Raw genomic sequence first — 25,705 nt, forward strand, 5'->3', positions numbered from 1 at the left:
ATGCAATATTCAGAAATTATGGTGCGCTATGGTGAGCTTTCTACCAAGGGCAAGAACCGCATGCGCTTTATCAACAAACTCAAACGCAATATTCAGGCCGTTTTGTCAGTCTACCCACAAGTCCATGTCAAGGCTGACCGTGACCGAACTCATGTCTATCTGCACGGAACAGACTATCAGCCTGTCGCTGAGTCACTCAAGCAGATTTTTGGGATTCAGAATTTCTCGCCGTCTTACAAAATCGAAAAGTCTGTACCAGCCCTAATCGAAGCTGTCCAAACCATCATGAAGCAAGTCTATCAGGAAGGCATGACCTTTAAGATTTCCAGCAAGCGCAGTGATCACAGCTTTGAATTGGATAGTCGCGAGCTGAACCAGACGCTTGGGGATGCTGTTTTTAAGGTCATTCCAAATGTTCAGGTCAAGATGAAAGCGCCAGATATTGACCTGCGTGTCGAAATTCGTGAAGAAGCGGCTTATATCTCCTATGAGACCATTCGTGGTGCTGGAGGTTTGCCAGTCGGTACTTCAGGAAAAGGTATGCTCATGCTCTCAGGAGGAATTGACTCACCAGTGGCGGGCTATCTGGCTCTCAAGCGCGGTGTGGATATCGAGGCGGTTCACTTTGCTAGTCCGCCTTACACCAGTCCAGGCGCGTTGAAAAAAGCTCAAGATTTGACAAGAAAACTGACTAAATTTGGCGGTAACATCCAGTTTATCGAAGTTCCTTTCACGGAGATTCAAGAGGAAATCAAGGCAAAGGCTCCAGAAGCCTACCTCATGACACTGACTCGTCGCTTTATGATGCGTATTACGGATCGGATTCGAGAGGAGCGGGGTGGTCAAGTCATCATCAACGGAGAAAGTCTTGGTCAGGTGGCGAGTCAAACCATCGAGAGTATGCAGGCTATTAACGCCGTGACCAATACACCGGTTATCCGTCCTGTCGTGACCATGGACAAGCTGGAAATCATTGAAATTGCGGAAAAAATTGATACTTTCCAAATCTCTATCCAGCCATTTGAAGACTGCTGTACTATTTTTGCGCCTGACCGGCCTAAAACCAATCCAAAAATCAAGAATGCTGAGCAGTACGAAGCTCGTCTAGATGTTGAAGGCTTGGTAGAACGCGCTGTTGCAGGCATCATGATCACTGAAATCACACCGCAAGCAGAGACTGATGAAGTTGACGAGCTGATTGAGGACTTGTTATAGGAGTTTAGAAGTAGCTTTTTACCGAATGAATCTGGAAATTATATCTATTGATGCTGAAGATAAAAGGGGGTATTTATGAACGAATGGGATTCCTTTTTGAGTGGGCTCATGGGAGCATTGTCTTGGAAAGATGGACAAGATAATGCTTTGCTGTTTGGAATGCCCAGTTGGACTTATTTATTAGGACTTGGTATTCACTTTTTGGTTATCATAGGATTTTTGGGGTTAATCCTATTTGAATTTTATAAAAATAAAGTTCGAGCCGGTTCTTGGAAGGGAGCTTTCAGAAACTCTTGGAATTATAATATATCTACGAATGGACGTGTCCAAAGTATTTTAAGTCTTGTGTTTGGCCTACCTATTATTTTCATTGCAATTCCCTTCTATGCGGGCTATCGAATGAGCAATGGTATCTGGCGCTATCATTATTTTACTAATCAGACAACCGAGCTAAAAACGGCTTTAGTGACTGGTGTTGATACTGAGACCGGAGGAAGCAAGTCTACCTATTCTCGTATTACCTTCACTATTACGGTTGATGGGAAAGAGCGAGAGGTCAATATTTCAGATAGTAATAAAAGTCTTGCTAGATCAGCTAAACAACATTTGAAGCCTCCGATAGCTATTGATGTTCATGTCAATCAAGAAGGGCAGATTGTATATTTGAAATAAATGGAAGTAAAGTATGAGGATATTTAATTGAAAATCCGTTTTCATTAAATAAAATCACTTGCCAAAGGTTAGTAGAAGTGCTATACTAAGAATGTTGACTATGCACGGCCTGTGCAACCGCTCGAACATCGTTGCTCACATAGTGAGTATAAAGTGGTTCGTCCCACGATGCTAGGCGAGTCTTCACAAAAATATGGGGAAACCCCAAAAATCATAGGAGGTGCATAATGAGCACATACGCAATCATTAAAACTGGCGGAAAACAAGTTAAAGTTGAAGTTGGTCAAGCTATCTACGTTGAAAAATTGGATGTTGAAGCTGGTCAAGAAGTGACTTTTAACGAAGTTGTTCTTGTTGGTGGTGATAAAACTGTTGTCGGAACTCCACTTGTTTCTGGAGCTACTGTAGTTGGAACTGTTGAAAAACAAGGAAAACAAAAGAAAGTTGTTACTTTCAAGTACAAACCTAAAAAAGGTAGCCACCGCAAACAAGGTCACCGTCAACCTTACACTAAAGTTGTCATCAACGCAATCAACGCTTAATTTATAGGAGAACACATGATACAGGCAGTCTTTGAGAAAGCCGAAGATGGCGAGCTGAGGAGTGCGGAAATTACTGGACACGCCGAAAGTGGCGAATACGGCTTTGATGTCGTGTGTGCATCGGTTTCTACGCTTGCCGTAAATTTTATCAATTCAATTGAAAAATTTGCAGGCTACGAACCAATCTTAGAATTAAACGAAGAAGAAGGCGGATTTTTACGAGTAGAAATACCAACAGATATTCCGCCGCACCAGAGAGAAATGACTCAGCTTTTCTTTGAATCATTTTTCTTGGGAATGGCAAACTTATCGGAGAACTCTTCTGAGTTCGTCCAAACCAGAGTTATCACAGAAAACTAACACGGAGGAAAAACACTATGTTAAAAATGAATCTTGCAAGCTTGCAACTTTTCGCCCACAAAAAAGGTGGAGGTTCAACGTCAAACGGACGTGATTCACAAGCAAAACGTCTTGGAGCTAAAGCAGCTGACGGACAAACTGTAACTGGAGGATCTATCCTTTACCGTCAACGCGGTACACACATCTACCCAGGTGTTAACGTTGGCCGCGGTGGAGACGATACATTATTCGCAAAAGTTGAAGGTGTAGTACGCTTTGAACGTAAAGGTCGCGATAAGAAACAAGTATCAGTTTACCCAATTGCGAAATAATTCATTATTGATAAAAATCCCTGTCTCAAGATTGGGATTTTTATTTTTGGAGAAAATGGAATCGTTTCCTTTTGTGAAATCATTTTAAAAGAAATTGTTGCTACATGCAATGTTTTTTTTGTATAATAGAATTGTTATAAGGATATTCTAAGGAGGGCAATATGGGATTTCTGGGTTTAGCTATTTCAGCTTTGCTAAATAATACGTTGATCCAATTAAAAGATGAATTGGTGGACTTTGGTGTAGATAATTGGGAAAAATTTGAAACTGGATTTAATAAAAGTTTCACCTCCTATTTTGAGGGTTCATTTAAAAGAGTGAAGAATGTTCCATTTGTCTTAAGCGGTACAAATAATATCGATTTGCTTTCTATTTTCCAGCCCACTTATTTAAAATCAGAAATAAGTCATGTGAGATGTTATACTGCTGATTTAGATAACATTTTAGAAAAATCTAATAATGCTTGGATTTATGGATATGGTGGCATTGGTAAATCAACCATGCTGAAGTACTTTTTTCTTAAGGAGATTGAAAAAGCTACGAGTAATAATAATCAAAGAATTCCCATTTATATTGAATTGAGGAAATATAATTTTGATTCGAAGAAAAGAAGGGAATTTTTAAATTTTATATATGAAGAAGCTAAAGTATTAGGGTTTGATTTAGAGTTTAAGTATTTTGAATATATGGCAAAAAAAGGGCGTTTTATTTTTCTTTTGGATGCTTTTGATGAAATAGCTTCAAATAATATGGAACAAGCGGCGACAGAGATAGAAGAATTAGCCACTGAATATTCTAATAATCCAATCCTTGTGACTAGCCGAAAATTACCTTTTAACCATATAAATAATGCCTCTTTATTTCATCCCTATCAAACGAATGGTTTAAGTAAAAACGAAGCAATAGCATTAATAAAGCGCATCAGTAGATTGCCTGAATCAGAGCCAAGAGAAGAGGTGTTTGAACGATTTATCAAGAGTTTGGAAGAACAGTTATATGATGAATATCAATCATTTGCAGAAAATCCTATATTGCTTTTCTTGATGTTACAAATGTTTCAAAGAAATGCAAATTTTCCGACTGAGAAAGCTACTTTTATCAAAAATTCTTATCGACTGCTCTATAAAGAACATGATCATTCAAAATTAGTTGCTATGAAAAGACAATTTAAAACCGACTTATCTGAGTCTACTATGTTGCGAGTGATTTCTTATCTTTGTTTTCTCACTTACTTTGAAAATAATGGAGAGAAATTAGAGTTTACAGAAAGTGAAATTCTTTCTTTGCTAGATAGGGTATTAAATCATGAAGATTCATCTTCAACAAGAGCAGAAGATTTGCTTGCTGATTTGATAACTTGTTTATGTATCATACATAAAGAGGGGCAATCTTACTATTTTGTTCATAATATTTTCCAAGAATTTTACGCTGCCAACTATTTATATGATTTGGATAATGAAGTTCAGGAACAATTTTTTAAAAATAATTTTCTTGAAATAAATATGAATGTGTGGTTGATTGATACCACTATAGAATATTATGCTGAGTTGGATAAAGAATTTAATAAGAAAAAGTTAAGCTACAATATCTTCCTGCCAGTTTCAGAAGAATTTAAATCTAGAAATAAAGGAAGAGGCTTTCTTGAATTGGATACGATTTCGTACAGAGTGATACTATTTCCTAAAGGTGAGGGGGACATTATTTTCTTTGATTTCGGTTCTTATTTTTTATATTATTTAATGGAATTTGCTGAAAAAATTTATTTAGTAGAGCAATATAAAAAACTGCCTTTGCCTGTAAAATTTCCCAAAATTAAAGAAAAAGATATTTTTTATATTTTCAAATATCATGATAATTTAACGGATGAAGAGAATTTTCAACTGCGTGTTAAAATTCATAATGAACTCCAAAACGTAAAACTAACAAGTGAAGCAATGGAACTTATGGAAAAGTATAAGCTAGACTTGATTAATTTCTCTATTGACTATAGTACGATTCGTAAAGACGCTGCATGGTATGAAGTCTTCAAAAATAGTAGCGCATATGAGCGCTTAAAGGCTATTGACGACTGGGTAAACAAGACAAGACTCGAAAAAGAAGCGGACAAAAGGAAAATTCCAATTTTGAATTTTAAAAAATAAATCGGCAATATCTGCTGATTTATTTAGTTTTGAAATCGTTTCCTTGACATTTTCTCTTCTTAGTGTTTTAATATACCCTATAGGGGTATAAAGGAGAAAAAATATGTTTCATTTTTTTACAAAAATAGATAGTATTTCAACGGATGAGTTGGAGAAGCGATTGAAGTCCAATATCCAATTAATTGATGTACGGATGCCATCCGAATTTCGTAGAGGACATATCAAAGAGGCCCAGAATGTTCCTTTGAGCCAAATTGGTCAATTTGCTCCATCTAATAAGGAGACAATTTACGTCATCTGCCATTCAGGCATGCGAAGCAAGATGGCAGCGAAAAAGCTGAAGAAAAAGGGCTATGATGTTGTCAATGTCCGCGGTGGTATGAGCGCTTGGACAGGGAAAACCATTTAAGTAGAAAGGAACAACAATGAAAATTATTATCATTGGTGGAGTTGCAGGCGGTATGTCTGCGGCAACACGTTTAAGACGGCTGGTGGAAGATGCTGAAATTGTAATTTTTGAAAAAGGTCCTTTTGTATCTTTTGCGAACTGCGGCCTTCCTTATTATATTTCTGGTGAAATTGCTGAGCGAGACTCTCTTTTGGTTCAAAAACCTGAAAGTCTCAAGGCACGCTTCAATTTGGATGTACGTCCTTTTCATGAGGTGGTGAAGATTTCGCCTGAGGAGCACACTGTGACGGTGGCTCATGATGGTTCAGAGTTCACAGAGCAGTATGACAAGCTGATTCTTTCACCTGGGGCGAAGCCTTTTATTCCTAAGATTGAAGGACTTTCAGAAGCAATTAATGTATTCACTTTGCGCAATGTTCCAGACTTGGATCAGATCATGTTAGCCTTGGATGAAGAGCCTCAAGAGGCTGTTGTCATCGGTGCTGGATTTATCGGTCTGGAAACGGCTGAAAATCTGCGCAAGCGTGGCTTGAATGTGACAATCGTAGAAAAAGCGCCGCATGTTTTGCCACCACTGGATGAGGAAATGGCAGCTTTTGTCCAAGCGGAATTAGTTGATAAGGGAGTGAAAGTCATCACTTCCCAGTCAGCTACTCGCTTCGAAGAAAATGGTAAAGCGATTGTCTTGGAAAATGGACAAAAATTGGCTTCAGATGTAACCATTCTCTCTGTCGGGGTCCAGCCTGAAAATAGCTTGGCTAAGGCAGCAGGCATTGAGACGGGTCTTCGTGGGGGCATCTTAGTTGATGAGCATTATGAAACGAGCCAGAAAGATATTTTTGCAGTCGGGGACGCCATCCTTGTCAAGCAGGAAATTACTGGCGATGATGCCTTGATTGCTCTAGCTTCGCCTGCTAATCGACAAGGACGTCAGGTGGCAGATGTGATTGCTGGCTTGGAGCGGAAGAATAAGGGAAGCATTGGCACGGCTATTGTGCGTGTCTTTGACATGACAGCGGCTTTAACAGGTCTGAACGAGCGTTTCCTTCAGCAAAATCATTTGCCTTACCAAGTGATTCATGTCAGCGGTAAGGATCATGCGGGCTACTATCCAGGTGCGACTGACTTGACCTTGAAATTGCTCTTTGAGCCAAAAACTGGAAAAATCTATGGTGCTCAAGGTGTTGGTAAAAAAGGCGTTGACAAGCGGATTGATATCTTGGCGACGGCTATCAAGGGCAATCTAATGATTTTTGATTTGCCAGAGCTGGAGTTTACCTATGCACCACCTTTTGGCTCAGCTAAGGATCCAGTCAATATGCTGGGCTATGCAGCTATGAATTTAGTAGAAGGCTTGAGTGAAAATATCCAATGGCACCAGCTGGAAGACGAGTTAGCACGCGGGAAAGTCTTTTTAGATGTCCGGACACTTAATGAGTTTAAGAAAGGATGCCTGAAGGCGGACAAGACAGTCCATATTCCTCTAAATGAACTCAGAGAACGTTTGAATGAGCTGGATAAGGAAGCAGAATATATCGTAAGCTGTCACAGCGGTCTGCGCAGCTATATTGCCGAGCGAATCTTAAAACAAGCAGGCTTTGCAGTGAAAAATCTAGACGGAGCCTATGCTTTATACAAAATGGTAAAACCAGAAGGAGTAGAAAAATGAAAACTATATCAGCAGCTGACTTAGAAAAGCAGTATCAATCTGAAAAATTGGCTATCGTAGATGTGCGCGAAAGGCATGAATTTCAATCGGGTCATATCCCAAATGCTGGAAATCTTCCGCTCAGTGAGTTGGAAACTGGCTATAAAAAGCTGGATCCTGACTACAAATACTATGTCATTTGCCAAGGTGGAGCGCGTTCAGCGACTGCTTGCCAGTTTCTTGCCATGCAGGGCTTTGATGTGACCAACGTATCAGGTGGCATGAACGCTTGGTCTGGAGAGACGGAATAAAGGATAAAAAGAGAATGGGACAGAAATCGGTAATTCGTTAGAATTCGATTTCGTCGTCCCACCTCCGAACAGTTGAGTAGGGCTGTAAAAGCTGATGAAATCAGCCTAGTAGAGTCCATTCAACCACTGCGTCTTGCTCGACAATCCAAAGACAATTGAGAGGCTAGGACTTTTGTCCCAGCCTCTTTTTTCCTGTTCTTCTTATTTTCGGTTTACCAGAAAATGAATAGCTTTCTCTATTCTTTCCCTTTGTTTTTTCGGATCATCAGATGGATTTTCTAGGCAATCCGTTAAATTCTCAGTAATAACCATCTCAATCACACGATCAACGCTGGAGCGGACGGCAAATAACTGTGTGAGAATATCTGAACATTCCCTGTCCTCTTCAATCATTTTTTGAATGCCTCTCAACTGACCTTCAGAGCGCTTGAGGCGAGTAATATAATTAGTATTCACGGTGATTTCCTCGTTTGTTTACATTGAGTTTATTATATGCTTAATCTGTATATTTGTCAATTGGATTGGTTGGAGGCAGTTTTCAGAAATTTTCCATAATGACTCTCTGATTCTTCTATTTACTTTTCATCATAATTTTGGTATAATAGTTTATGTTATAAAATGTAACATAGAAATTGGACTAAGATTAATATTGGATCAAATAAAGGAATGGCTTTATTTTTACTTCTCTTATTCTTAGGCTTCTCTCGATTTTTGGAGGTGTATTTATGAAAGTATCAAAAATGCTTTTAGCTACTGGAGTGGTACTTAGTGCAGGCGTGTTCTTGTCGGCTTGTGGCAAATCCTCATCTGGTACATCAACGTATTCTTATGTTTATGCCAGCGATCCTGATAGTTTGAACTATCTGACAGCCAACCGTGCTACCACGTCAGACGTTATTACAAACCTTGTTGACGGTCTTTTAGAAAATGACGAATATGGAAATTTAGTTCCCTCTCTTGCAGAATCATGGACAGTTTCTCAAGATGGCCTAACCTATACATATAAGCTCCGTAAGGACGCTAAGTGGTTCAATGTTGAAGGTGAAGAAATTGCAAATGTTAAAGCTCAGGACTTTGTGACAGGTCTTAAGTATGCGGCTGATAATAAGTCTGAGGCGCTTTACCTGATTCAAGAATCGATTAGTGGCCTGGATGCCTATGTCAAAGGTGATGAAAAAGACTTCTCAAAAGTTGGAGTGAAGGCGGTAGATGATTATACTGTTCAATACACGCTGACACGCTCAGAGCCTTATTGGAACTCTAAAACTACGAATAATATCTTGTTCCCTGTCAATGAAGAATTTTTGAAGTCTAAAGGAAAAGATTTTGGTTCTGTTGATCCATCAAGTATTCTTTACAACGGTCCTTTCCTTTTGAAATCTTTGACTTCTAAATCGTCTATGGAATTCGTTAAGAATCCAAATTATTACGATAAAGACAAGGTCAGTCTAGAACATGTCAAATTAACCTACTATGATGGGTCAGACCAAGAATCTTTAATTCGCAACTTCAGTGATGGTGCTTATAGTGGTGCACGTCTCTATCCGAATACTTCAGGATACGCGGCAGTTAAAAAGAAATATGCGGACAATATCCTTTATAGCCCACAGGATGCGACCTCATATTACTTTAATTTCAACTTCAACCGTCAATCTTACAATCACACTTCCAAAACAAGTGATGCTCAAAAGAATGCAACAAAAGAAGCGGTTTTAAATAAAGACTTCCGTCAGGCCGTCAATTTTGCCCTTGACCGTACTTCTTATGGTGCGCAAAGTAATGGTAAAGATGGAGCTACCAAGCAGTTGAGAAATACGCTTGTCCCTCCAACATTTGTTCAAATTGGCGATCAAACATTTGGCCAAGTCGTTGCCTCTAAATTAGTGAATTATGGTACAGAATGGGCTAATATCGACCTGACAGATGCTCAAGATGCTTATTATAATCCAGAAAAAGCCAAAGCAAGATTTGCTAAAGCTAAGGAAGCTTTAGAGTCTAAGGGAGTTCAATTCCCAATTCATTTAGACCTTCCTGTAGACCAGGCTGACAAGGTGAGTATCCAATGGGCAAGTTCAGTAAAACAATCAATTGAATCAACCTTGGGTGCAGAAAATGTAGTGATTGACCTGCAGAAGATTAGTGTGGATGATTTGAACAACATCACCTATTTTGCAAATACTGCAGCTCAAAAAGACTATGACTTCTATACAGGAGGCTGGTCAGCTGACTATCAAGACCCATCTACCTACTTAGATACTCTAAATGTAAATAATGGCGCTAGCTTGCAAAACTTTGGTTTTGAGCCAGGCCAAGATATGGAGAAGATGAAAGAGCTGGGCTTGGACACTTATACTAAGATGTTGGAAGAGGCAAATGCTGAAACAACAGATGTTAAAGTTCGCTATGAAAAATATGCGGATGCACAAGCTTGGTTGCTGGATAGTGGGATTATCATGCCGACCATTTCAGGAGGCGGTAGTCCTTCTGTAAGTAAGTCCAAACCTTTCAGTCGTGCCTATTCACTCGTTGGAATCAAGGGATCTGGCTTCAACTTTAAATATACAAAACTCAGAAGTGAAATTGTAACGACCAAAGAATATGAAGAAGCTAAGAAGAAATGGCAAGAAAAAACGTTAGAATCTAACAAAAAAGCCCAAGAAGAGCTAGCAGATCATATTGAAAAGAAATAAGAGATTAAAAGATTAACTTTCTTTGAGAGTTAATCTTTTTGATTTGATCTACATTAAGAATTTTATAAAAGGAGCCATTTAGGCTTGTTTTTTTGTGAAAAATTAGTTATAATAAATAAGTTGCCACCCTTAGTGTAATGGATATCACGTAAGATTCCGGTTCTTGAGATGGGAGTTCGATTCTCTCAGGGTGGATGACTGAAGCTTGGACTCGTGAGAGTCCTTTTTTGTTGTCTAAGAGAGGAGATAGATTGCCATGGCAGTGAAGTTAATCGCTCATACCTTGATTGAGAATAATGGACAGTATTTGCTGATCAAACGCTCAAAAATAAAGCGCGGCCTTCCTAATGTCTATCCATGCTATTGGGATATTCCTGGCGGAATCGTAGAAGAGAACGAACTACCCAGAGAAGCGGCTATACGCGAGGCTATAGAAGAGGTTAATCAAAAGATTCGAATTGATAAGATTATTCATGAGGATAGTCAGTTTGATGCTAGCAAAGATACTGTTTTCACGCGCTTAGTTTATGCAGGTAGTTTTTTGGAAGAGCGTAATATTATATTAGATCCAGAAGAGCATACAGACTTTATTTGGCTTTCTTCTTTGGAGAATTTAGAGGGGGAGCTGATCGTTTCTTATTTGCTTGATATTTTTGCTGACAGATCCACATAAAACAAAAAAACATCCCCTTTTATCAGGAGATGTTTTTCTGATTAGTTTTTAGATGCTTCTTGGAATTCTGGATTCTTCCATGCTTCATCAATAATTGCTTGCAATTCTTTAGCAGATGCTTGCATTTTTTGAGTTTCTGCATCGTTCAATGGGATATTTACTGGACGAACGATACCGTGTGCACCAACAACTGCTGGTTGACCAATGAAGACATCTTTCACACCGTATTGGCCTTCTTGGAAGACTGAAAGTGGAAGTACAGCATTTTCATCGTCAAGGATAGCTTTTGTGATACGAGCAAGGGCTACAGCGATACCGTAGTATGTAGCGCCTTTCTTGTTGATGATTGTGTAGGCAGCATCACGAACGCCTTCGAACAATTCGATTAATTCAGACTCTTGAACATTTTGAGTATCTTTAAGGAATTCTTCAAGGTTTACCCCTGCGATGTTTGCATGTGACCAAACAGCAAATTCTGAATCGCCGTGCTCACCCATGATGTAGGCGTGAACTGAACGAGCATCAACATCCAATTTTTCAGCAAGTGCTTGACGGAAACGAGCTGAGTCAAGTGAAGTACCTGAACCGATAACGCGTTCTTTAGGGAAGCCTGAGAATTTCCAAGTTGAATAAGTCAAAACGTCAACTGGGTTAGCAGCAACAAGGAAGATACCATCGAAACCTGATTCAACAACTTGTGTTACGATTGATTTGTTGATGGCAAGGTTTTTACCAACGAGGTCAAGACGAGTTTCACCTGGTTTTTGAGGCGCACCCGCAGTGATAACAACAAGGTCAGCGTCTGCACAGTCAGAGTATTGAGCTGCGTAGATCTTTTTAGGTGAAGTGAAGGCAAGGGCGTGGCTAAGGTCAAGCGCATCACCAACAGCTTTTTCGTGTAATTGTGGAATTTCGATAATTCCAAGCTCTTGTGCAATTCCTTGGTTAACAAGCGCGAAAGCGTAAGATGAACCTACGGCACCGTCACCAACAAGGATGACTTTTTTATGTTGTTTAGTAGCAGTCATTTCTAAACATCTCCTTATTATTTTTGGGGTTTTCCCCATACAATTACATTCTACCACTTTTGATACAGTTTGTCACGGCTCACCGTGGGATTTTGACCCCTAAAAAGCTATGTAAACGTTTTTATATTCGGTTTTAAATACTGAAAGTATAGCTAAAATGTGGTATAATGAGATAGTGATTTAATATTGAAATGAGGCATTTTTTAATGCAAGATAGAAACTTAGTAGATGTCAATTTGACCAGCGAAATGAAGACCAGTTTCATCGATTATGCAATGAGTGTTATCGTGGCTCGGGCTCTTCCAGATGTTCGCGATGGTCTTAAGCCGGTTCATCGCCGGATTCTTTATGGCATGAATGAGCTGGGTGTTACGCCTGATAAGCCTCACAAGAAATCAGCTCGTATCACAGGGGATGTCATGGGTAAATACCACCCGCATGGTGACTCCTCTATTTATGAAGCGATGGTGCGGATGGCTCAATGGTGGAGCTATCGCTACATGCTGGTAGACGGTCATGGCAACTTCGGTTCGATGGACGGAGACGGGGCCGCTGCCCAGCGTTATACAGAAGCACGTATGAGCAAGATTGCTCTGGAGATGCTTCGTGATATCAATAAAAACACTGTTGATTATATTGACAACTATGATGCAAGCGAGAGAGAGCCCGTCGTTCTTCCTGCTCGCTTCCCTAACTTGCTTGTAAATGGAGCGACAGGGATTGCGGTTGGGATGGCGACCAATATCCCACCTCATAATCTTGGTGAGTCTATTGATGCAGTTAAGCTGGTCATGGATAATCCAGAAGCAACGACTCGTGACATCATGGAAGTCCTGCCTGGTCCAGATTTTCCAACAGGAGCACTGGTGATGGGCAAGTCTGGCATTCACCGAGCTTATGAAACAGGGAAAGGTTCGATTGTTCTTCGTTCTCGCACTGAAATTGAAGAGATGCAAAATGGCCGTGAGCGAATTGTCGTAACTGAGTTTCCATACATGGTTAATAAGACTAAAGTCCATGAGCATATTGTTCGTCTGGTGCAGGAAAAACGAATTGATGGTATCACAGCTGTTCGTGATGAGTCCAACCGAGAAGGAGTGCGTTTTGTCATTGAGGTTCGTCGTGATGCCTCTGCTCATGTCATTCTAAACAATCTTTTCAAGCTGACCCAGATGCAGACCAATTTCAGCTTCAATATGCTGGCTATTCAAAATGGTGTGCCGAAGATTCTGTCTCTACGTGAGATTTTGTTGGCCTACATTGAGCACCAAAAAGAAGTAGTGACTCGACGGACGGCCTTTGATAAAGAAAAGGCGGAAGCGCGAGCTCACATTTTGGCTGGTTTGCTGATTGCACTGGACCACATTGATGAAGTCATTCGCATTATCCGTAATAGTGAGACGGACGCAGAAGCACAAGCTGAATTGATGGCTAAGTTTGAACTGTCTGAGCGCCAGAGTCAGGCTATCCTTGATATGCGTCTGCGTCGTCTGACTGGTTTGGAACGTGATAAGATTCAGTCAGAGTATGACGATCTGATTGCCTTGATTGCGGACTTGGCTGATATCTTGGCTAAGCCAGAGCGCGTTATCGCAATTATCAAAGAAGAGTTAGACGAGGTCAAGCGTAAATTTGCGGATGACCGCCGAACTGAGCTGATGGTGGGAGAAGTTCTTTCTCTTGAAGATGAAGATTTGATTGAAGAAGCGGATGTTTTGATTACCTTGTCTAATAAAGGCTATATCAAACGTCTGAATCAGGCTGAATTTACCGCTCAGAAACGTGGTGGCCGCGGTGTCCAAGGAACTGGTGTTAAAGACGATGACTTCGTCAAAGAGCTGGTTTCAACGAGCACCCACGACAGATTGCTCTTCTTCACTAATAAAGGCCAAGTTTATCGTCTCAAAGGATATGAAATACCTGAGTACGGCCGAACAGCCAAGGGGTTGCCAGTGGTAAATCTCTTGAAGCTGGATGAAGGAGAGACCATTCAGACCATTATCAACGTTCAGCAGGACAGTAGCGATCATTCCTACCTCTTCTTTACAACCCGTTTGGGTGTGGTTAAACGAACCAGCGTAACAGAATTTGCTAACATCCGTCAGAACGGTCTTAAGGCCTTGAATTTGAAGGATGAAGACGAGCTTATCAATGTCTTTCTGACGGACGGTGCTGCAGATGTTATCATTGGTACTAAGTTTGGTTATTCAGTCCGCTTCAATGAGACAGCTGTTCGGAGCATGAGTCGTAGTGCGACTGGTGTTCGCGGAGTTAATCTGCGTGACGGCGACCAAGTTGTTGGAGCAGGTGTGATTACTGAGGCTGATGAAGTGCTTGTTATCACTGAAAAAGGCTACGGTAAGCGAACTCTTGCTAGCGAGTACCCAACCAAGGGCCGTGGTGGTAAAGGGATTAAAACAGCCAATATCACTGATAAGAACGGGCCTCTTGCTGGTCTGATGACCGTTACTGGCGAGGAAGATTTGATGATTATCACCAACACAGGTGTCATTATCCGAACCAGCGTGGCTAATATTTCCCAGACTGGTCGCTCAACCATGGGAGTGAAGGTCATGCGTCTGGACCAAAATGCCCAGATTGTCACCTTTACAACGGTTGCGCCTGACGCAAAAGACGATGAGGAAGAAGTAGAATAAGAGGAGGATGAATGTGAAGAAATCTAAGAAGAAGTTCAAGCTCAGAAATTTCATCATTAACTGTGCGGTTTTCCTTTTATTTCTAGTTGCCCTAGCTCTGATTTTCAACTCCTCTATCCGAAATATGATCATGGTTTGGCATACAAACCAATACCAGGTTAGCAAGATTTCCAAGGAAGAAATCAAGCAAAACAAGACAGTCGAATCGAGTTTTGAGTTTAGCGAAGTCCAATCTCTTTCGACAGAAGCGGTGATCAATGCTCAGTGGCAGGCTCAAAAATTACCAGTTATTGGTGGTATTTCAATTCCTGAAGTGTCGATGAATCTGCCAATTTTCAAGGGATTAGATAATGTTGGACTCTACTATGGTGCTGGAACCATGAAAGAAGATCAACAGATGGGACAAGGAAACTATGCCTTAGCCAGCCACCACGTCTTTGGAATTACTGGAGCCAGTGACATGCTCTTTTCACCGCTAGATCGTGCCAAAATAGGGATGAAAATCTATATCACAGATAAGGATAAGATCTATACCTATACGATTTCTAGTATAGAGAGTGTCGCACCAGAGCGCGTGGATGTCATCAATGACACAGAAGGAGTTGCTGAAATTACTTTAGTCACATGTGAGGATGCGGCAGCAACCAGTCGAACCATTGTTAAAGGAACGCTTGAAAGTACGATTGACTATGACAAGGCACCAAAAGATATTTTAGATGCTTTCAGTCGATCTTATAATCAAATGCAGCTATAATGCAAATATTGTCAAAACGAAGTAACAAGAGTCACTTCGTTTTTTGATTGATGAAATTTACAAATATTTCCTATGATATCTAATGTTTGAAATGCTGTATAAGAATTTAATCTTTTTTTATTTAATCTCGAATTAATAGGTAAGGAGGTTGATATGTATCGTATTTCATTGCAGGATGACATAGGCATGATGCCGCGTGAACGGCTAATAAGAGAAGGAGCGGATAAACTTAGTAATCAGGAATTGCTATCTATATTTTTGCGAACAGGCAGCAAAAAAGAAACTGTTTTTCAAGTTTCTCAAAGGATTTTATCATCGATTTCTAGTTTGAATGATTTGAAATATCTGACTTTGCAAGAGTTACAGACAATTTCAGGAATTGGGCCTGTGAAGGCTGTTGAGTTGCAGGCCATTATTGAGCTTGGCTGTCGTATCAACAAAGCTGAAGTGCTGGAGAGGGAGCAAATTCTTGGAAGTCAAAAACTAGCTCGCAAAATGCAGGTCGAATTGGGAGATAAAAAGCAGGAATGTTTGGTTGCTATTTATCTCAACAGTCAAAACCAGATTATCCACCAGCAGACAATCTTTGTAGGAACGGTAACTAGAAGTATTGCTGAGCCGCGCGAGATTTTGCATTATGCGCTCAAACACTTGGCGACATCTATTATACTTGTACACAATCATCCTTCTGGAGTGATTCTACCAAGTAAGAATGACGACGAGGTCACCAAACACATGAAAGAAGCTTGTGAGCTAATGGGGTTGGTTCTTTTAGATCATTTAATCGTTTCAAAAAATAATTATTATAGTTATCGTGAAAAAACGGATTTGATCTAAAGTTTGTGGACCACATAATCAAACAAGGCTAAATCACCTGTTCTTGTGGGAAATAGAAATTCTGGATGCCACTGCACACCAAGAAATGGACTTCCATCAGTTGAGGTAACAGCCTCAATGACCTTATCTCGAGGATCGTAAGCTATAACTTCTAGATTTTTCGCTAGATCCTTGATACTTTGATGATGGAATGAGTTGATTTGGCAAGTAGGTCCGTATAATTCATGGAGGATGGAGCCATTTTTAGTGACCATAGTCTGTGTAGTGTATTGAGCAGTGCTATCTTGCCAGTGATTCTCGATGTCTTGGTGAAGTGTGCCACCCATTGCAACATTGTAAAGCTGAGTGCCACGACAGACACCAAAAATAGGCTTGTTTTGTTTCCGAGCCTCTCGGATGAGAGCTAGTTCAAATAGATCCCTTTGAAGCAGATAATCATCACTTTCGATAGTCTGTTCTTCTCCGTAGAAATGAGGCTGGACATTTTGTCCACCGGTAAGGATCAGTTTATCGATCATAGTGATATAGGTGTGAGCTAAGGCTTCATCACCAATTGGCAAGATAATTGGGATTCCTCCAACTTTATTGACTCCCTCGATAAAGCCAGTTGAAGTATAGCTGATATGAATAAATTGATCGTTGGGAATATCCCTTTGGTTTCCTGTTATACCGATAATCGGTTTTTTCATAAAGTGTCTGTTTCCTTTCTTACCTTACTCATCATCTTTTCTCATGAAGTAGAGTAAGGTTTGGAGTTCGCTGGTTAGGTCTACATATTGTACAACCACATCTTTGGGGACAGATAGGTGCACTGGGGAGAAGCAAAGAATTCCCTTGATACCAGCATCAACCAAGACGGATGCAACTTCTTGTGCCTTAACGCTCGGCACTGTCAGAATGGCTGTCTTTACGTTTCCTTCTTGGATCTTTTCTTTAATTTGAGAAATTCCATAAATAGGAATTCCATCATTTGTGGTGGTCCCGACGTCAGAATAATCATCTGTATCAAAGGCCATTACAATCTTCATTTTATTCCGTTCATGAAAGCGGTAGTGTAAAAGAGCACGGCCCATATTTCCGACACCAACGATCATGACATTTGTAATCGAGTTGTCGTTGAGAAGATTAGCAAAGAAATTCATTAGTTTCTTGACATCGTAGCCAAAACCTCTACGACCTAACTCACCGAAGTAAGAAAAGTCACGCCGAACAGTCGCAGAGTCGATTCCAATCGCCTCTGCGATTTGTTTTGAATTGGCCTTTTCAATATTTTCCGCGTTAAATCTCTTGAAAATCCGGTAGTAGAGGGAGAGCCGCTTAGCAGTAGCACGTGGAATAGAATTGCTTTTTTCAGTTTTCACAAAATCACGACCTTTCTATCTTCTATTCTATAGAAAGTTTGTGAAAAAATCAACTAATTTGATGAACAAAATATTATTATACTAATAAAGATAGATAAAATAATAGAAATAAGCAAAATTCTTAGAATTTCGCTTATTGAGGTGTTTTTTCAAAAATGTCTCTTTCAACTAAACTATCCATCAGGAAATAGAATTTTTGCTGAATAATATGGTGTTTTTCTGATTTGAAGATATTAACCAATCTTAAACCAGACTTGTCCGTAATATTGATTTTTACTCCGCTTAGATCTTTATTGACGATAATCTTAAGCAAGAATCCATCGCCACTATTAGGAACAGCTTCGAGTAAGCGAGAAAGCTCGTAATTACCAACTTTTGTTTCAGTAAATGTGTTATCCCGTAAGGTAAATTTTTTAACGTTTGGATGGAGCGAGTAGGTGAAGTTGCAGTTTGCTAAGCTAACAGATGTTTGAAAAGCCATCTTATCCTCCTAGTATTTCTTTTAGTTTTTGGCTTAATAGTTTGATTTCTTGGATGCTAGTTTGATCTGACACACTGATGCGAATGGATTCTTTTAGGCGCTCAGAGTTAGAGCCATATAAGGCTTGAAGGACATGGCTGGGCTGAACAGCACCAGCTGTACAAGCAGAGCCAGTCGAGATTGAAAAGCCATTAAGGTCCATTTGAAGCAAGATAAGATCATTCTTTTGGTTTGGAAATCCAATATTGACAACATAAGGCAGGCTAGGCTGACTTTCGTTTAGGTAGTAGTCTATATCCGTTAGGTTGTCCAGTAAAGTATCTTTTAACTGCTGGGCATGATCAAGATTTTCCTCTAAATGGGCAAAATTTTCAGAAAGTGCAGTTGCCATCCCGACAATGGAAACGAGGTTTTCTGTACCCGCTCGATGTTTGTTTTCTTGATCGCCGCCATGCATGAAATTATCAAAATCCATCTGGTCGGCATAGAGAAATCCCACCCCTTTTGGGCCGTGGAATTTATGAGCTGATGCACTCAGGAAATTGATTCCCCATTCTTCAGGATAGATGGGGAGCTTTCCGACAGCTTGGACTGCATCAACATGAAAAGCAGCAGGATGATCCTTTAGTAATTGACCAATTTCTTGAATCGGTAAAATATAGCCTGTTTCATTGTTGACAGCCATGACTGAGACAAGGATAGTATCTGGTCTGAGAGCATTCTTGATATCTTCAGTTCGGATTTGTCCATCCACTGGCTGAATAATAGTCGCTTCAAAGCCAAAGTGTTCCACCAAGTATTCAACAGGCTCTAAAACAGCATGGTGTTCAATGGCCGTAGTGATAATATGCTTGCCTTGATTCTGATGGCGTAGGGCATATCCCTTGATTGCAGTGTTATTACTTTCAGTACCACCTGATGTAAAGAGGATTTTTTTGCTCTGTGTGTGTAGAACTTTAGCAATATCTTCGCGAGCTTGTCGGAGCAGTTTTTTAGCTTCTCGACCGTGGCTGTGGGTACTGGATGGATTGCCGAAGACTGTCATTGCCTGAGTCATGGACTCAATCGCAGCAGGCGATAAAGCGGTTGTAGCAGCATTATCTAAATAAATCACAAATTTATCCCTTATTTCTTTTGAAAAGCAAAAAGTGGGCTGACTGGTTTTCTTTCTTGAATACGCACAATAGCATCACCAATCAACTCGCTGGCTGTGATGTAGTGAACATTCTTCGGAGTTTTTTCTTTCGTATCAACAGAGTCAGTCACCAATATTTCTCGGATAGGGACATTGTCTAGCAATTCTGCAGCCTTATCTGCAAATAAGCCATGACTAGATACGGCATAAATTTCGACAGCCCCTTCACGTTCAACGATTTTAGCAGCTTCTGAGAAAGTACGTCCAGTATTTAAGATATCGTCAATCAAAATTGCTTTTTTGCCTTCAACCTCACCGATGATATATCCTTCGGAGCGTCCTGCTTCATCTTCACCATAGTCGATGATAGCGATTGGAGCATCAAGATATTCTGCCAAACTACGAGCACGCTTGACGCCAGAATTTTTCGGACTGACAACGACGACATCCTCACCAGTTAAGCCCATGTTGCAATAATGTTCAGCAAACAACGGAATTGTGAAGAGGTTATCGACTGGGATATCAAAGAAGCCTTGTACTTGGACGGCGTGAAGGTCAAGTGAGATAACTCTGTCTACGCCAGCTCCAACCAGCATATTGGCAACGAGTTTTGCAGTGATTGGCTCGCGAGGAGCAGCCGTCCGATCTTGGCGGGCATAACCAAAATAGGGCATGACAACGGTCACGGTATTGGCACTTGCTCGTTTACAAGCATCGACCATAATCAATAACTCCATCAAGTGATTATTGACCGGAAAGCTGGTGGATTGAATGATGTAAATATCGTAGCCACGGACACTCTCCTCAATGTTAATCTGAATCTCGCCATCAGAAAATTGACGGGAAGAGAGCTTGCCTAACGGTAGACCAGCAGCTTCAGCAATCTTCTCAGCGATTGAGTGATTAGAATTGAGGGAGAAAAGCTTCATATTTTTTTTGTCTGACATTAGAATGACCATCCTCTTTTTGTCTCTTTAGATTTATAAGTATTATTCTACCAAAAAAATGAGATTATTTCAGCATTTTTACAAGTTTTCGGCAAATCTAGCAATCTTACTTTTACCAGGCTTGTATTGGATTTGCTTTTCATTTAAAAAGTCTTTGAATTTCTGTTCCCCTTCTTCGATATTATTAATTTCTAATTCTAATTCGAAATCTTTTTTACCAAAGTAACGGCTTTCGTCCAAGGCAAAAAGACCGAGTTCATCTTGTTTTTCGTAACGAATATTTTCAAGGGTTCCGAGGATCGTCAGTTTGTCAACGGGGATTCCTTTTTCTTGAAGTTTTTCGAGGATTTGTCCCTGAGGAAATTGCAAATTTTCCAGAATTTCCTTGGTTTCATCTTTGGATAAGATTTGGTTGTACTCGAAATTTCCAAGTGGTTGAGGAATTTTCAGAGTAAACTCAGCATCCTCAGGAGTAGTTCGGACTCGCAAGGCCATACGAGCTTCACGGAGAACAAAGTCCGCCGAATCAATATAATAGTTGACTTGGAAAATTGGCTGGACATGATCAAAGAAGGTCAGAAGTCGTTTATGTTCGTCTTCTGTTAGCATTGTTTTGTATTCAATTTCTAAATGGTTCATTTTTAAATCCTTTTCTTTATCTGAAAGCGATTTTATGTTATAATAACAACTGTGTTTATTTTATACAAAAAACGAATAGATGACAAGGTATGTATATGACAATAGATTGGGAAGATTTTCTGGATCCATATATTCAGGCGGTTGGTGAGTTGAAAATCAAGCTTCGTGGCATTCGCAAACAGTATCGCAAACAGCAACGCCATTCACCGATCGAGTTTGTAACCGGTCGCGTAAAACATATTGAAAGCATCAAGGAAAAAATGGAACTTCGCGGGATAACTGAGGAAAACTTAGCCCAAGAGATGCAGGATATTGCTGGTTTGCGTGTTATGGTTCAATTTGTAGACGATGTGGATGAAGTTTTAGAAGTTTTGCGAAATCGGACCGATATGCGTATCGTCCAGGAGCGTGATTACATCAAAAACAAAAAAGCCAGTGGTTATCGTAGCTACCATGCCATCGTTGAATATCCAGTAGATACGATTAATGGCAATAAAGTTATCTTAGCAGAAATTCAGATTCGTACCTTGTCCATGAACTTTTGGGCAACGATTGAGCACTCTTTAAACTATAAGTATAAAGGAGAATTTCCAGAGGAGATCAAGAAACGCTTGGAGATAACGGCCAATCTGGCCTACCAACTAGACGAAGAGATGGGAGCCATTCGTGATGCCATCCAAGAAGCACAGGCGCTCTTTGATCCTCTGCACCGTAAGCTAAATGACGGTGTTGGAAATAGTGACGATACAGATGAAGAATACAGGTAAAAAAATTGCGATTATCCGCAATCGCAAAAGGCAGAGTGAGGAAGTATTTCAAACTCTGATGCAAAAATTGCGGAAAGCAGGCTTTATCCTGACACCCAAAAATCCAGATATCGTGATTTCTGTTGGTGGTGATGGGATGCTGCTATCAGCCTTCCACAAGTATGAAGATCAGCTGGATAAGGTGCGCTTTGTCGGTGTCCATACCGGACATTTGGGTTTTTATACAGATTACCGAGACTTTGAAATCGATAAATTAGTGGAAAATCTGAAATTGGACACAGGTGCCAAGGTCTCTTATCCGATTTTAAATGTCAAGCTAACCTTTGAAAATGGGGAAACTCGGACGATTCGTGCGCTCAATGAAGCAACGATTAAACGCTCCGATAGAACAATGGTAGTTGATGTGGTCATCAATAATGTTCATTTTGAGCGATTCAGAGGTGATGGGATTTCTGTCTCAACGCCGACTGGTAGCACGGCCTACAATAAATCTTTAGGAGGAGCAGTCCTACACCCAACGATTGAAGCCTTACAAGTGACAGAGATTGCTAGTCTCAATAACCGTGTGTATCGTACCTTGGGTTCCTCAGTTATTGTTCCTAAAAAAGATAAGATTGAGCTGCTACCGACACGTAATGATTACTATACCATAGCGGTCGATAATCAAACATTTTCTTATAAAAATATTGTCCGTCTTGAGTACCAAATCGATAATCATAAGATTAACTTTGTGGCTTCGCCCAGCCATACCAGCTTTTGGAATCGCGTGAGAGACTCCTTTATCGGGGAGTGTCAAGGATGAGATTTGAGTTTATTGCAGATGAGCATGTCAAAGTCAAAACATTTTTGAAAAAGCATGAGATTTCGAAAGGGCTTTTGGCCAAGGTCAAGTTTGCAGGCGGCAATATTCTTGTCAATGATCAGCCTCAAAACGCTATTTATTTACTGGATATTGGCGATAAAGTAACGGTAGATATTCCCTCTGAGAAGGGATTTGAAAGCCTAGAAGCTGTGGATCGTGATTTGTCGATCGTGTATGAAGATGAACATTTTCTGGTTTTAGGTAAACCCGCTGGGGTGGCCAGTATCCCCAGTGTCAATCATTCGAATACGATGGCAAACTTTGTTAAGGCTTACTATATTCGGCAAGATTATGAAAATCAGCAGGTTCACATTGTGACGAGATTGGATCGTGATACCAGTGGTCTCATGCTCTTTGCAAAACATGGCTATGCTCATGCAAGACTGGATAAGCAACTGCAGAAAAAAATGATTGAGAAGCGCTATTACGCACTCGTTCAGGGGCGTGGTGAGCTTAAACTGGAGGGAGATATAATTGCGCCAATCGGGCGCGACCCTGATAGCATCATCACCAGATGTGTGACAAAGAATGGCAAATATGCTCATACCAGCTACAAGGTTGTAGAGCAGTTTGGCGATATCTATTTGGTAGATATTCGCTTGCACACTGGACGAACCCATCAAATTCGTGTGCACTTTGCCCATCTTGGCTTTCCGCTCCTTGGAGATGATCTCTATGGCGGGACTTTGGAAGCGGGAATTACACGTCAGGCCTTGCATTGCCACTCCCTATCTTTTTATAATCCATTTTTGGAAAAGCAGCTTCAATTGGAATCCCAGTTGCCGATTGATTTCCAAAATACTATTACATCGTTAACAAAAAATAATTAAAATTTTAAAGGAGAAACTCATGGAAGTTTTTGAAAGTCTAAGAGACACAGTTGTTGGAAAAAATGTTCGTATCGTCTTGCCAGAAGGGCAAGAACCGCGTATTCTTCAAGCGGTGAAACGCATAGTAAAAGAATCAGAAGTTACACCAGTTCTTTTGGGAAATCCAGATAAAATCCGTATTTACCTGGAAATCGAAAACATTATGGACGGATATGAAGTCATAGATCCTAAAAACTATGACAGAATGGAAGAAATGGTAGCTGCTCTTGTGGAACGTCGTAAGGGCAAAATCAGTGAAGAAGAAGCTCTCGAGCTTTTAAGAACAGACGTTAACTATTTTGGAGTTATGCTGGTCTACCTCGATATCGTAGATGGTATGGTTTCTGGCTCTATCCACTCTACAGCTGCTACAGTGCGTCCAGCCTTGCAAATCATTAAAACGCGTCCAAATGTAACAAGAACTTCAGGTGCCTTCCTCATGGTGCGTGGTTCAGAACGTTATCTTTTCAGTGACTGTGCCATTAACATCAATCCTGACTCAGAAGCTTTGGCAGAAATCGCGATTAACTCAGCTGTGACAGCCAAAATGTTTGGTATTGATCCGAAGATTGCCATGCTTAGCTATTCAACTAAAGGATCTGGTTTTGGAGAAAGCGTTGATAAAGTGGTTCATGCGACTAAGTTGGTTCATGAATTGCGCCCAGACCTAGAAGTTGACGGAGAATTGCAATTTGATGCTGCCTTTGTACCAAGCACAGCAGCCTTGAAAGCTCCAGGCAGCAAGGTTGCAGGTAAAGCGACTGTCTTTGTCTTCCCAAGCATTGAAGCAGGAAATATCGGTTATAAAATGGCAGAGCGTTTAGGTGGATTCTCAGCAGTCGGTCCAGTTCTTCAAGGATTGAATAAGCCAGTAAACGACCTTTCTCGCGGATGTAATTCAGATGACGTTTATAACTTAACACTGATTACAGCTGCACAATGTGTTGACCAATAAAATAATTAAAAAGAGTCTGGGACAAAACTCCTAGCCTCTCAATTGTCTTTGGAGTGTCGAGCAAGACGCAGTGGTTGAGTGGGCTCTACTAGGCTGATTTCATCAGCTTTTACAGCCCTACTCAACTGTGCGGAGGTGGGACGACGAAATCGAATTCTAATGAATTACCGATTTCTGTCCCACTCTCTTTTTTGTCTGCTTAAGTATAAGAAAAATGTTAGATTTAAAAAAATTTGGAATTGAAATGTGGGAAGAGGAGAAGATCGCCTCTTTTCGCGAGAAATTATTAACTTGGTATGATGAAAACAAGCGCGATTTGCCTTGGCGTAGGTCCAATAATCCTTATCATATCTGGGTTTCTGAGATTATGTTGCAGCAAACACGTGTGGATACGGTGATTCCTTACTATGATCGCTTTCTTGACTGGTTTCCAACTGTAGCTGACTTAGCGCAGACTCCAGAGGATAGATTGCTCAAAGTTTGGGAAGGATTGGGCTATTATTCAAGGGTGCGAAATATGCAAAAAGCAGCCCAGCAGATAATGACGGATTTTGATGGAAAATTTCCTGGTAGCTATGAAGAAATTGCTAGCCTCAAAGGGGTTGGACCTTATACGGCTGGTGCCATTGCTAGTATTGCTTTTGGCCTTCCTGAACCCGCGGTTGATGGCAATGTTATGCGGGTGCTGAGTCGATTATTCGAAGTTGATTTAGATATTGGCCAACCTAGCAATCGTAAGGTTTTTCAGGCTATGATGGAGATTTTGATTGATCCAGACAGACCTGGAGATTTCAATCAGGCGTTGATGGATTTGGGATCGGATATTGAAGCTCCTATTAATCCTCATCCAGAAGACAGTCCTGTAAAAGAGTTCAGCGCAGCTTATTTGCACGGAACAATGGATAAATATCCAATTAAAGCACCTAAAAAGAAGCCAGTTCCGGTCTATTTGCAGGGCTTGATTATCGAAAACGAGCAAGGACAGTTCTTGCTTGAAAAGAATGAAGCTGCTGGCTTGCTATCAGGTTTTTGGCATTTTCCCTTGATTGAAGTCGAGGAATTTCAATCAGATAATCAGATGTCTCTCTTTGAGGTGGCTGAAAATCAGCCCAATCTGGACTTGTCTCCTCAAGAAAGCTTTGAGCAGGATTATGAGTTGATTGTCGATTGGCAGCAACAGTCCTTTCCGAAGGTGCAGCATGTTTTCAGTCATCGTAAGTGGCATATCCAGCTGGCTTATGGTCGAGTCAAAGATAGCCAGCACGAAGCTGAGGGAGAGGTCTTGTGGCTTGATCCAGAAGAATTTGGCAAGTACCCCTTTGCCAAGCCCCAGCAGAAGATGTGGGAGGCTTTTAGGAACGTAAAAGATGGAAACTAAAGTCAATAGTCTGTTGTACTCGATTAAATTTACGAAGAATAGGAAATCACTAAAATATGTCCC

At 40.6% G+C, this 25,705-nt stretch carries 27 protein-coding genes, 1 tRNA gene and 1 other annotated feature; of the genes, 20 read left to right on the top strand and 8 right to left on the bottom strand.

The window, feature by feature from the left end; all coding sequences use genetic code 11:
- The 9 genes from thiI (at position 1) to FZ941_RS00880 (ending at position 7,609) form a co-directional block, all read left to right on the top strand.
- The gene (gene thiI / locus FZ941_RS00840) at positions 1-1,215 is read left to right on the top strand and encodes a tRNA uracil 4-sulfurtransferase ThiI (RefSeq protein ID WP_148886482.1); all 1,215 of its coding nucleotides are present in this window, start codon (positions 1-3) and stop codon (positions 1,213-1,215) included.
- Between the two features lie 75 nt (positions 1,216-1,290).
- Positions 1,291-1,887 (top strand): hypothetical protein, encoded by a 597-nt coding sequence (locus FZ941_RS00845; protein WP_148886483.1) that lies wholly within the window; start codon positions 1,291-1,293, stop codon positions 1,885-1,887.
- Positions 1,888-1,992: 105 nt separating this feature from the next.
- Positions 1,993-2,080 (top strand) — a sequence feature (ribosomal protein L21 leader region).
- Positions 2,081-2,114: 34 nt separating this feature from the next.
- On the top strand, positions 2,115-2,429 hold the full coding sequence (gene rplU / locus FZ941_RS00850) for a 50S ribosomal protein L21 (RefSeq protein ID WP_005591928.1): 315 nt from the start codon (positions 2,115-2,117) through the stop codon (positions 2,427-2,429).
- Between the two features lie 15 nt (positions 2,430-2,444).
- Complete coding sequence (locus FZ941_RS00855) at positions 2,445-2,789, top strand: ribosomal-processing cysteine protease Prp (RefSeq protein WP_148886484.1); 345 nt, start codon at positions 2,445-2,447, stop codon at positions 2,787-2,789.
- Positions 2,790-2,806: 17 nt separating this feature from the next.
- Positions 2,807-3,100 (top strand): 50S ribosomal protein L27, encoded by a 294-nt coding sequence (gene rpmA, locus FZ941_RS00860; RefSeq protein ID WP_005590406.1) that lies wholly within the window; start codon positions 2,807-2,809, stop codon positions 3,098-3,100.
- A gap of 161 nt (positions 3,101-3,261) precedes the next feature.
- The gene (locus FZ941_RS00865) at positions 3,262-5,241 is read left to right on the top strand and encodes an NACHT domain-containing NTPase (RefSeq protein ID WP_148886485.1); all 1,980 of its coding nucleotides are present in this window, start codon (positions 3,262-3,264) and stop codon (positions 5,239-5,241) included.
- A 103-nt stretch (positions 5,242-5,344) separates the two neighbouring features.
- Entirely contained in the window at positions 5,345-5,650 is a 306-nt protein-coding gene (locus FZ941_RS00870) for a rhodanese-like domain-containing protein (RefSeq protein WP_148886486.1), read from the top strand.
- A gap of 16 nt (positions 5,651-5,666) precedes the next feature.
- The gene (locus FZ941_RS00875) at positions 5,667-7,319 is read left to right on the top strand and encodes an FAD-dependent oxidoreductase (RefSeq protein ID WP_148886487.1); all 1,653 of its coding nucleotides are present in this window, start codon (positions 5,667-5,669) and stop codon (positions 7,317-7,319) included.
- Positions 7,316-7,609: a rhodanese-like domain-containing protein gene (locus FZ941_RS00880; protein ID WP_148886488.1), complete on the top strand. Its 294-nt coding sequence runs from the start codon at positions 7,316-7,318 to the stop codon at positions 7,607-7,609. The genes FZ941_RS00875 and FZ941_RS00880 overlap by 4 nt, the downstream gene beginning before the upstream one ends.
- Positions 7,610-7,810: 201 nt before the next feature.
- Here FZ941_RS00880 and FZ941_RS00890 read toward each other — a convergent pair whose 3' ends face one another.
- Entirely contained in the window at positions 7,811-8,065 is a 255-nt protein-coding gene (locus tag FZ941_RS00890; protein WP_148886489.1) for a metal-sensitive transcriptional regulator, read from the bottom strand.
- Positions 8,066-8,334: 269 nt separating this feature from the next.
- Here FZ941_RS00890 and FZ941_RS00895 point away from each other — a divergent pair, with 269 nt between their 5' ends.
- The 3 genes from FZ941_RS00895 to FZ941_RS00905 all read left to right on the top strand — a co-directional run bounded on the left by FZ941_RS00895 (position 8,335) and on the right by FZ941_RS00905 (position 10,972).
- On the top strand, positions 8,335-10,299 hold the full coding sequence (locus tag FZ941_RS00895; RefSeq protein WP_148886490.1) for a peptide ABC transporter substrate-binding protein: 1,965 nt from the start codon (positions 8,335-8,337) through the stop codon (positions 10,297-10,299).
- Between the two features lie 123 nt (positions 10,300-10,422).
- Positions 10,423-10,494 (top strand) — tRNA-Arg (locus FZ941_RS00900).
- A gap of 61 nt (positions 10,495-10,555) precedes the next feature.
- Entirely contained in the window at positions 10,556-10,972 is a 417-nt protein-coding gene (locus tag FZ941_RS00905; protein ID WP_148886491.1) for an NUDIX hydrolase, read from the top strand.
- A 41-nt stretch (positions 10,973-11,013) separates the two neighbouring features.
- Here the strand turns inward: FZ941_RS00905 and FZ941_RS00910 are convergent, their stop codons facing one another.
- Positions 11,014-12,000, bottom strand: a complete 987-nt coding sequence (locus FZ941_RS00910; protein WP_005591942.1) for an L-lactate dehydrogenase — start codon at positions 11,998-12,000, stop codon at positions 11,014-11,016.
- A 206-nt stretch (positions 12,001-12,206) separates the two neighbouring features.
- Here FZ941_RS00910 and gyrA point away from each other — a divergent pair, with 206 nt between their 5' ends.
- The 3 genes from gyrA to radC all read left to right on the top strand — a co-directional run bounded on the left by gyrA (position 12,207) and on the right by radC (position 16,248).
- Positions 12,207-14,657 carry a DNA gyrase subunit A gene (gyrA, locus tag FZ941_RS00915; protein WP_222861804.1) on the top strand — a complete coding sequence of 817 codons (2,451 nt, stop codon included), beginning with the start codon at positions 12,207-12,209 and terminating at the stop codon, positions 14,655-14,657.
- Between the two features lie 7 nt (positions 14,658-14,664).
- On the top strand, positions 14,665-15,411 hold the full coding sequence (locus FZ941_RS00920; protein ID WP_148886493.1) for a class A sortase: 747 nt from the start codon (positions 14,665-14,667) through the stop codon (positions 15,409-15,411).
- A gap of 153 nt (positions 15,412-15,564) precedes the next feature.
- Positions 15,565-16,248, top strand: a complete 684-nt coding sequence (gene radC, locus FZ941_RS00925; RefSeq protein ID WP_148886494.1) for a DNA repair protein RadC — start codon at positions 15,565-15,567, stop codon at positions 16,246-16,248.
- On the opposite strand, the gene FZ941_RS00930 is transcribed toward radC, so the two are convergent.
- The 6 genes from FZ941_RS00930 to FZ941_RS00955 form a co-directional block, all read right to left on the bottom strand.
- Positions 16,245-16,937 (bottom strand): gamma-glutamyl-gamma-aminobutyrate hydrolase family protein, encoded by a 693-nt coding sequence (locus tag FZ941_RS00930; protein WP_048764348.1) that lies wholly within the window; start codon positions 16,935-16,937, stop codon positions 16,245-16,247. The two genes, radC and FZ941_RS00930, sit on opposite strands and share 4 nt — an antisense overlap.
- A 24-nt stretch (positions 16,938-16,961) precedes the next feature.
- Positions 16,962-17,609 carry a redox-sensing transcriptional repressor Rex gene (locus FZ941_RS00935; RefSeq protein WP_062005325.1) on the bottom strand — a complete coding sequence of 216 codons (648 nt, stop codon included), beginning with the start codon at positions 17,607-17,609 and terminating at the stop codon, positions 16,962-16,964.
- Positions 17,610-17,742: 133 nt separating this feature from the next.
- The gene (locus FZ941_RS00940; RefSeq protein ID WP_148886495.1) at positions 17,743-18,090 is read right to left on the bottom strand and encodes a DUF1831 domain-containing protein; all 348 of its coding nucleotides are present in this window, start codon (positions 18,088-18,090) and stop codon (positions 17,743-17,745) included.
- A 1-nt stretch (position 18,091) separates the two neighbouring features.
- Positions 18,092-19,204, bottom strand: a complete 1,113-nt coding sequence (locus FZ941_RS00945; RefSeq protein ID WP_148886496.1) for a cysteine desulfurase family protein — start codon at positions 19,202-19,204, stop codon at positions 18,092-18,094.
- A gap of 11 nt (positions 19,205-19,215) precedes the next feature.
- Positions 19,216-20,172 carry a ribose-phosphate diphosphokinase gene (locus tag FZ941_RS00950; RefSeq protein ID WP_148886497.1) on the bottom strand — a complete coding sequence of 319 codons (957 nt, stop codon included), beginning with the start codon at positions 20,170-20,172 and terminating at the stop codon, positions 19,216-19,218.
- A 78-nt stretch (positions 20,173-20,250) separates the two neighbouring features.
- Positions 20,251-20,811, bottom strand: a complete 561-nt coding sequence (locus tag FZ941_RS00955) for a CYTH domain-containing protein (protein WP_148886498.1) — start codon at positions 20,809-20,811, stop codon at positions 20,251-20,253.
- A gap of 95 nt (positions 20,812-20,906) precedes the next feature.
- Here FZ941_RS00955 and FZ941_RS00960 point away from each other — a divergent pair, with 95 nt between their 5' ends.
- From FZ941_RS00960 to mutY, 5 genes are all read left to right on the top strand, one after another.
- On the top strand, positions 20,907-21,578 hold the full coding sequence (locus FZ941_RS00960; RefSeq protein WP_125372903.1) for a GTP pyrophosphokinase family protein: 672 nt from the start codon (positions 20,907-20,909) through the stop codon (positions 21,576-21,578).
- Complete coding sequence (locus FZ941_RS00965) at positions 21,562-22,380, top strand: NAD kinase (protein ID WP_187418362.1); 819 nt, start codon at positions 21,562-21,564, stop codon at positions 22,378-22,380. The genes FZ941_RS00960 and FZ941_RS00965 overlap by 17 nt, the downstream gene beginning before the upstream one ends.
- Complete coding sequence (locus FZ941_RS00970; RefSeq protein WP_148886500.1) at positions 22,377-23,270, top strand: RluA family pseudouridine synthase; 894 nt, start codon at positions 22,377-22,379, stop codon at positions 23,268-23,270. The genes FZ941_RS00965 and FZ941_RS00970 overlap by 4 nt, the downstream gene beginning before the upstream one ends.
- Before the next feature lie 19 nt (positions 23,271-23,289).
- Positions 23,290-24,264, top strand: coding sequence for a phosphate acetyltransferase (gene pta / locus FZ941_RS00975; protein WP_148886501.1), 975 nt, complete (start codon positions 23,290-23,292; stop codon positions 24,262-24,264).
- A 214-nt stretch (positions 24,265-24,478) separates the two neighbouring features.
- Entirely contained in the window at positions 24,479-25,642 is a 1,164-nt protein-coding gene (gene mutY / locus FZ941_RS00985) for an A/G-specific adenine glycosylase (RefSeq protein ID WP_148886502.1), read from the top strand.
- The last annotated feature ends 63 nt before the right edge of the window (positions 25,643-25,705 follow it).

The sequence above is a fragment of the Streptococcus sp. Marseille-P6264 genome (genome assembly GCF_902460355.1).
Lineage (GTDB): Bacteria > Bacillota > Bacilli > Lactobacillales > Streptococcaceae > Streptococcus.

What these genes read in the sequence shown, in the direction of transcription:
- thiI (WP_148886482.1), top strand. Translation starts at nt 1, where the DNA reads ATGCAATATTCAGAAATTATGGTGCGCTATGGTGAGCTTTCTACCAAG.
- FZ941_RS00845 (WP_148886483.1), top strand. Translation starts at nt 1,291, where the DNA reads ATGAACGAATGGGATTCCTTTTTGAGTGGGCTCATGGGAGCATTGTCT.
- rplU (WP_005591928.1), top strand. Translation starts at nt 2,115, where the DNA reads ATGAGCACATACGCAATCATTAAAACTGGCGGAAAACAAGTTAAAGTT.
- FZ941_RS00855 (WP_148886484.1), top strand. Translation starts at nt 2,445, where the DNA reads ATGATACAGGCAGTCTTTGAGAAAGCCGAAGATGGCGAGCTGAGGAGT.
- rpmA (WP_005590406.1), top strand. Translation starts at nt 2,807, where the DNA reads ATGTTAAAAATGAATCTTGCAAGCTTGCAACTTTTCGCCCACAAAAAA.
- FZ941_RS00865 (WP_148886485.1), top strand. Translation starts at nt 3,262, where the DNA reads ATGGGATTTCTGGGTTTAGCTATTTCAGCTTTGCTAAATAATACGTTG.
- FZ941_RS00870 (WP_148886486.1), top strand. Translation starts at nt 5,345, where the DNA reads ATGTTTCATTTTTTTACAAAAATAGATAGTATTTCAACGGATGAGTTG.
- FZ941_RS00875 (WP_148886487.1), top strand. Translation starts at nt 5,667, where the DNA reads ATGAAAATTATTATCATTGGTGGAGTTGCAGGCGGTATGTCTGCGGCA.
- FZ941_RS00880 (WP_148886488.1), top strand. Translation starts at nt 7,316, where the DNA reads ATGAAAACTATATCAGCAGCTGACTTAGAAAAGCAGTATCAATCTGAA.
- FZ941_RS00895 (WP_148886490.1), top strand. Translation starts at nt 8,335, where the DNA reads ATGAAAGTATCAAAAATGCTTTTAGCTACTGGAGTGGTACTTAGTGCA.
- FZ941_RS00905 (WP_148886491.1), top strand. Translation starts at nt 10,556, where the DNA reads ATGGCAGTGAAGTTAATCGCTCATACCTTGATTGAGAATAATGGACAG.
- FZ941_RS00910 (WP_005591942.1), bottom strand. Translation starts at nt 12,000, where the DNA reads ATGACTGCTACTAAACAACATAAAAAAGTCATCCTTGTTGGTGACGGT.
- gyrA (WP_222861804.1), top strand. Translation starts at nt 12,207, where the DNA reads ATGCAAGATAGAAACTTAGTAGATGTCAATTTGACCAGCGAAATGAAG.
- FZ941_RS00920 (WP_148886493.1), top strand. Translation starts at nt 14,665, where the DNA reads ATGAATGTGAAGAAATCTAAGAAGAAGTTCAAGCTCAGAAATTTCATC.
- radC (WP_148886494.1), top strand. Translation starts at nt 15,565, where the DNA reads ATGTATCGTATTTCATTGCAGGATGACATAGGCATGATGCCGCGTGAA.
- FZ941_RS00930 (WP_048764348.1), bottom strand. Translation starts at nt 16,937, where the DNA reads ATGAAAAAACCGATTATCGGTATAACAGGAAACCAAAGGGATATTCCC.
- FZ941_RS00940 (WP_148886495.1), bottom strand. Translation starts at nt 18,090, where the DNA reads ATGGCTTTTCAAACATCTGTTAGCTTAGCAAACTGCAACTTCACCTAC.
- FZ941_RS00950 (WP_148886497.1), bottom strand. Translation starts at nt 20,172, where the DNA reads ATGTCAGACAAAAAAAATATGAAGCTTTTCTCCCTCAATTCTAATCAC.
- FZ941_RS00955 (WP_148886498.1), bottom strand. Translation starts at nt 20,811, where the DNA reads ATGAACCATTTAGAAATTGAATACAAAACAATGCTAACAGAAGACGAA.
- FZ941_RS00960 (WP_125372903.1), top strand. Translation starts at nt 20,907, where the DNA reads ATGACAATAGATTGGGAAGATTTTCTGGATCCATATATTCAGGCGGTT.
- FZ941_RS00965 (WP_187418362.1), top strand. Translation starts at nt 21,562, where the DNA reads ATGAAGAATACAGGTAAAAAAATTGCGATTATCCGCAATCGCAAAAGG.
- FZ941_RS00970 (WP_148886500.1), top strand. Translation starts at nt 22,377, where the DNA reads ATGAGATTTGAGTTTATTGCAGATGAGCATGTCAAAGTCAAAACATTT.
- pta (WP_148886501.1), top strand. Translation starts at nt 23,290, where the DNA reads ATGGAAGTTTTTGAAAGTCTAAGAGACACAGTTGTTGGAAAAAATGTT.
- mutY (WP_148886502.1), top strand. Translation starts at nt 24,479, where the DNA reads ATGTTAGATTTAAAAAAATTTGGAATTGAAATGTGGGAAGAGGAGAAG.